This is a genomic window from Nocardioides sp. (genome assembly GCF_029937575.1).
Classification (GTDB): Bacteria; Actinomycetota; Actinomycetes; order Propionibacteriales; family Nocardioidaceae; genus Nocardioides.
Genome location: NZ_JAPYPS010000103.1, coordinates 1 through 5,821, shown reverse-complemented (window position 1 = coordinate 5,821; position 5,821 = coordinate 1). Strand labels below are relative to the sequence as shown.

Here is a 5,821-nt window from a genome sequence, read left to right as displayed (position 1 = left end):
CGTCTCGACACGCCGGTTCGCTGCCCTCGCAAGCTCGGGCTGCGACGGCTCGCTCCACGAGCATGGACGCTGCCGCGACTTCGTCGCTCCTCGCCGCTGCATCCCGGCTCACCGCGTCTCGACACGCCGGTTCGCTGCCCTCGCAAGCTCGGGCTGCGACGGCTCGCTCGACGACCAATGAAGCTCTGAGCCGGAGCAAGCTCCGTTCAGAGCTTCTCCACCGGGGCGTAGCGCAGCAGCAGGCGCTTGACGCCCTCGGAGCCGAAGTCGATCGAGGCCGAGGCCTTGTCGCCCTGGCCCTCGATCGCCACGACCGTGCCCATCCCGAAGCTGTCGTGGACCACCCGGTCGCCCGGGTCGAGGCTGGGGATCGCACGCGACGGCTTGGCCTTGGTGGCCGCATCCGCACGCGCTGCGGCGGAGGAGAAGTTGCGGCGACCGGCCGTGGTGGGCTGACCGAAGCCGGTGTAGGCAGGCGAGCTCGAGGCGAGGTCCGGGCGCCCCCAACGAGTCTGGGCCGCCTCGGTGCGCTTCCAGTCGACGAGGTCGATCGGCAGCTCGTCGAGGAAGCGGCTCGCCGGGTTGTGCGACGGGGCACCCCAGGCCGAGCGCACGACCGCGCGGGAGATGTAGAGCCGCTCGCGGGCGCGGGTGATGCCGACGTACGCCAGGCGGCGCTCCTCCTCCAGCTCCGGCTGGTCGCCCAGGCTGCGGGAGTGCGGGAAGATGCCGTCCTCAAGGCCCGTGAGGAAGACGGTCGGGAACTCCAGCCCCTTGGCGGTGTGCAGCGTCATCAGGGTGACCATGCCCTGGTCCTCGGGAGCGTCCGGGTCGGGCTCGTCGGGGATCTGGTCGGTGTCGGCGACCAGGGCTACCCGCTCGAGGAAGTCGGCCAGTCCAGGAGCGACCTGTCCGGCGTCGACGTCGGCGGGGTCGGCGCTGGGCCCGGCGACCGGATCGTCGGAGAACTCGCGAGCGACCGCGACCAGCTCCCCGAGGTTGTCGACCCGGGTGGCGTCCTGCGGATCGTCGGAGGCCTCGAGCTCCTCGAGGTAGCCGGAGCGGGCGAGCACGGTGTCGAGCACGACGTCGGGACGCTCGTCGGCCTCGACCATCGACATCAGCTCCTCGACCAGGCCGACGAAGCCGCGGATGTTGGTCAGGCTGCGGGTGGCCAGTCCCGGCGCCTCCTCGGCGCGTCGCAGGGCCTCCCAGAAGGTGATCCGCTCGCGGGTGGCAAGCGCGTTGACGCACTCGACGGCGCGGTCGCCGATCCCGCGCTTGGGCACGTTGAGGATCCGGCGCAGGCTGACCTGGTCGTCGGGGTTCACCAGCATCCGCAGGTAGGCGAGGGCGTCGCGGACCTCGCGGCGCTCGTAGAAGCGCACTCCCCCGACGACCTTGTAGGGCATGCCGGTGCGGATGAACACCTCCTCGAAGACGCGCGACTGTGCGTTGGTGCGGTAGAAGATCGCCACGTCGCCGGCCTTCAGGCCGGCATCGGTGAGCTTGTCGATCTCCTCCGAGACGAAGCGGGCCTCGTCGCGCTCGTCGTCGGCGACGTACCCGACGATCCGGTCGCCGTCGCCGGCGTCGGACCACAGGCGCTTCTCCTTGCGGCCCTTGTTGTGGCCGATCACGGCGTTGGCCGTGGTGAGGATGGTCTGGGTGGACCGGTAGTTCTGCTCCAGCAGGATCGAGGTCGCGTCGGGGAAGTCCTGCTCGAAGTCGAGGATGTTGCGGATGTTGGCTCCGCGGAAGGCATAGATGGACTGGTCGGCGTCGCCGACCACCATCAGCTCTGCGGGCTCGACTCGCTCGGAGTCCGCGAGCGACCCGCGCTCCTCCATCGGGTCGGCGCAGAGCTGGTGGATGAGGGCGTACTGGGCGTGGTTGGTGTCCTGGTACTCGTCGACGAGCACGTGCCGAAATCGTCTCCGGTAGGTCTCACGCACCTCCGGGAAGGCCTGCATCAGGTGGACGGTGCTCATGATGAGGTCGTCGAAGTCGAGGGCGTTGGCCTCGCGCAGACGCCGCTGGTAGAGCGTGTACGCCGCGGAGTAGGTCTCGTCGATGCCGTTCTTGGCGTCCTTGGCGGCGTCCTCGGGATCGCGCAGCTCGTTCTTGTGGTTGCTCACCCAGTGCAGCACCGGCCCGGGCTGGAAGCGGCGCGGATCGAGCTCGAGGTCCTTGATGACCAGGCCCATCAGTCGCTTCTGGTCCTGGGCGTCGTAGATGGAGAAGTTGCTCTTGTAGCCGAGCAGGTGCGACTCCTTGCGCAGGATCCGCACGCACGCGGAGTGGAAGGTGCTGACCCACATGATCCGGGCCCGCTTGCCGACCAGCTCCTCCACGCGCTCCTTCATCTCGGCCGCCGCCTTGTTGGTGAAGGTGATGGCCAGGATCGAGCCGGGGTGGGCCTTGCGCTCCGAGATCAGCCAGGCGATCCGTCGGGTGAGCACCCGCGTCTTGCCCGAGCCCGCGCCGGCCACCACCAGCAGGGGGTGGCCCGCGTGCTGGACGGCGGCTCGTTGCGGCTCGTTGAGACCCGCGAGGAGGCGGTGCTGCTCGGACTCAGGTGACAAGGTGCTCATGCTGGGACCAGCCTACGGGTCCCCGTCGACACCTACGCGGTCACTGCGAGCAGAGGCAGAAGGGGTGTCCGGCGGGGTCGAGGAACACCCGGAACGTCGTGCCCGGCTGGTGCTCGTGCTTGATCGCCCCGAGCTCGAGGACTGCGGCCTCGCCCGCGTCCAGATCCTCGACGACGACGTCGAGGTGCAGCTGCTGCGGCACCTCCTGGGACGGCCAGGACGGGGCCCGGTAGTCGTCCACCGTCTGGAAGCAGATGCACTGACCGTCGCCGCGGACCTCGAACCAGTCGTCCTGGGACGTCGCGGTCCAGCCGAGGAGCGCGGCGTAGAAGCCGGCCAGGGCGGCGGCGTCGGGGCAGTCGAAGACGAAGCTGGGAAAGCGCGCGATGGGCATGGACGCCACGCTACCCACGCGGCGACCCTCAGAACGCGTGTGCCGGCGACCAGAGCACGGCCACGCACACGTTGATCACCGCCAACGCGAGCAGCCCGGCCCACAGACCCTGCGGGATGCTCGGCTTGCGGGTGTTGGCCATCACGAGCACCAGCAGGATGAGGCCGATGCCGAGCTTGACGGTGATCTTGGCGTAGCTCACGTCGCCGTCGCCGCCCTCCAGGACGCCGACCAGTGCCAGCCCGGCCACGAACGCCGTACCGACGCCGTCGCGCATCGCGGCGTTGACCTGCTTCTCCCCCGTCCCCGCCTGGGCGAGCAGCCCGCCGATGAGGGCGGAGAAGCCCAGGATGTGCAGGATCAAGAGGATGAGGCGCAGGGTCTCCATGGCCGGAGAGTATCGGGTCAGCGGTCCAGGGCGGAGAAGTGCTGGTAGTCCTTGAGCGTGGTGAAGTCGCCACCCCACGACCACCCGATCCGGGCGAACTCCCGCACCACGAGGTCGTCGGGCTCCACCATGCCGGGTCGCACGTCGTCGCGGTCGAGATAGCTGCTGGCACGCTCGGGGATGACGACGTCGTCCTTGCGGTAGGGATTCATGAACGGATTGAGGTCCAGGGCCAGTCCGTAGGCGTGCGCGGAGAACCCCGCTGTCTGCCCGGTCGTGGGCCGACAGACGAACGCCGCCGTGTTGTTGCCGTCGCCGGTCGGCAGCGCGTCGAGGTCGGCGGTGGTGGGCAGTCGCATCTCCTCGATGGGGAAGTCGGCGCGGAACAGGGCGCGGAAGACCGACACGATCCCCGCCGCCTCCGAGGTCGCCACGACCAGCTCCCCCGTGTGGGCGGCGTCGTCGAAGCCTCGGAACGCGACCTGCACGTAGCTCAGGTCGGCCAGGGCGACGGGGCAGCCCTCGGCGTACGTCTCCCCCATCCGCTCGCGGATCTCCGGAGTGACAGGACCGATCGACGAGGCGAAGAGCCCGTCGGCGGGCGGGCTCAGGAGGTCCTGCGTCGGGTAGCGGCGCTCGCGCAGCGGGCGGGGGGTGGCGCGGATCTCCCCGAGCCCGTCGGGACGCAGCGGGAGGACGATCTCGCCCAGCGGCCAGTTGGAGTACGCCGGCTCGCCCGACGCGGTGGGCCGGCTCGGCTCGGCGGGCTCCGTCGGGGTCGGGGAGGACGTGGGTGCCACCGTCGGCGCCGGGGTCGCCGTGGCCTCCCCGACCTGCGTCGGGGAGCACCCTGTGAGCAGCAGCGTCGCACCGGCCGCGGTGGCGACCGCGAGTCGTCGGACCATCTACAGCAGGCGCCGGTCCGAGGCCCAGCGAGTGAGCTCGTGGCGTGAGGAGAGCTGCAGCTTGCGCAGCACCGACGACATGTGGGTCTCGACGGTCTTGATGGAGATGAAGAGCTCCTTGGCGACCTCCTTGTAGGCGTAGCCACGCGCGATCAGCCGCATCACCTCACGCTCGCGCTCGGTGAGCCGGTCGAGGTCCTCGTCGACGGCCGCCATCTCGATCGAGCCCGCGAAGGCGTCCAGCACGAAGCCGGCCAGGCGCGGGGAGAAGACGGCGTCCCCGTCGGCGACCCGACCGATCGCCGAGACCAGCTCGGGCCCGGTGATCGTCTTGGTGACGTAGCCGCGCGCTCCACCACGGATCGTGCCGATGACGTCCTCGGCCGCGTCGGAGACCGACAGCGCGAGGTAGCGCGGCGCTGCACCAGCGGCGTCGGAGGTCGGCCCACGGCGCATCACCTCCGCGCCACCGCCCCCGGGCAGGTGGACATCGAGCAGGACGACGTCCGGGCGGTGCGCGGCGATGAGCGTGACTGCCTCGTCGACGTCGGCGGCCTCCGCCACCACCTCGACCACCCCGGCGCCCGCTGCCTCGAGCTCGGCTCGCACGCCTCGGCGGAACATCGCGTGGTCGTCGACGATCACCACGCGGGTCTGGCTCGACGGATCAGTCAACGTGCGCTCCTTCGGGCGTGTGCTGGACGGAGAGGTGCAGCCTGACCTCGGTGCCCTCACCGGGCGCCGTGCGGATCTCGGCCGTGCCGCCGTGGCGTTGCATGCGGTCGATGATGCTGTGTCGCACGCCGTAGCGGTCCGCTGGGGTCTGCTCGACCACGAAGCCGCGCCCGCGGTCGCGGACGAAGACGTCGATGACACCGCTCCCGATCTCGGCGTAGACGTCGACGCGTGGCACTCCGGCGTGCTTGGCCGCGTTGGTGAGGGACTCACGCGTCGCCGCCACGATCGGACGCGCGGCCTCGCCGAGGTCGACGTCACCGACCGTCACCACGTCGACCGAGATGCCGTGGGCGTCCTCGACCTCGGCAGCCACGCCCCGCAGGGCGTTGGCGACGGTGGACTCGTCGGCCGACTCACCGACGAACAGCCACGAGCGCAGGTCGCGCTCCTGGGAGCGAGCGAGACGCGAGACCATGGCGGAGTCGGAGGCGTTCTTCTGGATGAGGGCGAGGGTCTGGAGCACGGAGTCGTGCAGGTGGGCCGCCACGTCGGCACGCTCCTGGGTGCGCACGCGCTCGGCACGCTCGTCGGTGAGCTCCCCGGCGAGCCGGAAGAGCCAGGGCACCGCCACGAGAGCCAGTCCGGCGATGCCCAGCAACGCGGCCAGCGTGACGTCGCGGGCCACGCTCAGCGACCCGCCCTGCAACGCGAAGAGTCCGAGGGAGGCCGCGATCATCGCCACGCCGAACCCCAGCCGAGCGTACGACGCCCACCCGCCGTCGCCCAGGACGACCCGGACCGGGGCGAGCGACCCGGTGGCGGCGAGCCAGCGCACGCGCGGCGCCGCCGCGGCCGGCCCCCC

General features: G+C 70.8%; 6 protein-coding genes. All 6 read right to left on the bottom strand.

Annotated features, from left to right (window positions below; translation table 11 throughout):
• Positions 1-206 precede the first annotated feature (206 nt).
• Positions 207-2,594, bottom strand: coding sequence for a DNA helicase PcrA (pcrA, locus tag Q1K33_RS19885; RefSeq protein WP_300406533.1), 2,388 nt, complete (start codon positions 2,592-2,594; stop codon positions 207-209).
• Between the two features lie 40 nt (positions 2,595-2,634).
• Positions 2,635-2,988, bottom strand: a complete 354-nt coding sequence (locus Q1K33_RS19880) for a VOC family protein (RefSeq protein ID WP_300406531.1) — start codon at positions 2,986-2,988, stop codon at positions 2,635-2,637.
• Positions 2,989-3,016: 28 nt separating this feature from the next.
• Positions 3,017-3,376, bottom strand: a complete 360-nt coding sequence (locus Q1K33_RS19875) for a hypothetical protein (protein WP_300406529.1) — start codon at positions 3,374-3,376, stop codon at positions 3,017-3,019.
• A gap of 17 nt (positions 3,377-3,393) precedes the next feature.
• Positions 3,394-4,281, bottom strand: a complete 888-nt coding sequence (locus tag Q1K33_RS19870) for a M15 family metallopeptidase (protein WP_300406527.1) — start codon at positions 4,279-4,281, stop codon at positions 3,394-3,396.
• Entirely contained in the window at positions 4,282-4,956 is a 675-nt protein-coding gene (locus Q1K33_RS19865; RefSeq protein ID WP_300406525.1) for a response regulator transcription factor, read from the bottom strand.
• Positions 4,949-5,821, bottom strand: an 873-nt coding sequence (locus Q1K33_RS19860) for an ATP-binding protein (protein ID WP_363319761.1), incomplete at its 5' end; no start/stop codon positions are given. The genes Q1K33_RS19860 and Q1K33_RS19865, both read right to left, overlap by 8 nt.

Bases quoted from the DNA above. Each gene is read 5' to 3' on its own strand.
- pcrA (WP_300406533.1), bottom strand. From the start codon at position 2,594: ATGAGCACCTTGTCACCTGAGTCCGAGCAGCACCGCCTCCTCGCGGGT.
- Q1K33_RS19880 (WP_300406531.1), bottom strand. From the start codon at position 2,988: ATGCCCATCGCGCGCTTTCCCAGCTTCGTCTTCGACTGCCCCGACGCC.
- Q1K33_RS19875 (WP_300406529.1), bottom strand. From the start codon at position 3,376: ATGGAGACCCTGCGCCTCATCCTCTTGATCCTGCACATCCTGGGCTTC.
- Q1K33_RS19870 (WP_300406527.1), bottom strand. From the start codon at position 4,281: ATGGTCCGACGACTCGCGGTCGCCACCGCGGCCGGTGCGACGCTGCTG.